Raw genomic sequence first — 700 nt, 5'->3', positions numbered from 1 at the left:
CGTCTGTACTTTCTGCCGGAGCGTTTCGAACTCGACGGCCAGGTGCAGACCGAGCTGCGCAAACGCGGCATTTACGAGGCGCGACTGTTTCACGCCGATAACCGTATCGACGGGCATTTTTCCCTGCCGGCGCAGTTGGGCATCAAGGAAAATTTTGCCGATTACCAATTCGACGCGCCGTTCCTTGTCGTCGGTATCAGCGATATTCGCGGTATCGAAAACGCGCTGAAACTCGAGCTCGGCGGCCAGCAACTGGATTTCGTGCCCGGCAGCGAAGTGGCCTGGATCGGTGAGGGCGTACACGTGACCCTGCCGGCGCTCGACGCCAGCAAAGCCACGCAACTGACCTTCGGTTTCGACCTGCGCCTGCAAGGCACCGGCTCGCTGCGTGTGGTGCCGGTGGGCAAGACCAGCAGTGTCAGCCTCGCCGCCAACTGGCCGCACCCCAGCTTCGTCGGCAACTTCCTGCCGGCCAAGCGCGAGATCAACGATCAGGGTTTCAGCGCCGACTGGCAGACCTCGTTTTTCTCCACCAACCTGCAAGAGGCGATGGAGCGCTGCGTCGCTGGCGACTGTGATGCACTCAACGGCCGCAGCTTCGGCGTGAGCTTCATCGACCCGGTGGATCAGTACCTGAAGAGCGATCGGGCGATCAAATATGCGCTGCTGTTCATCGTCCTGACATTCGCCGGTTTCTTCC

General features: G+C 61.0%; 1 protein-coding gene. It reads left to right on the top strand.

From position 1 onward, the window contains the following. The coding region (locus tag J5M56_RS23720; protein WP_207937910.1) for an inner membrane CreD family protein at positions 1-700 on the top strand (700 nt) is incomplete at both ends.

Origin of the sequence: Pseudomonas sp. 51_B, from assembly GCF_017491595.1 — a bacterium.
GTDB classification, from domain to species: Bacteria; Pseudomonadota; Gammaproteobacteria; order Pseudomonadales; family Pseudomonadaceae; genus Aquipseudomonas; species Aquipseudomonas promysalinigenes.
Note: the sequence above shows the minus strand (reverse complement) of the source record. Positions and strands in the feature narration are given on the sequence as shown.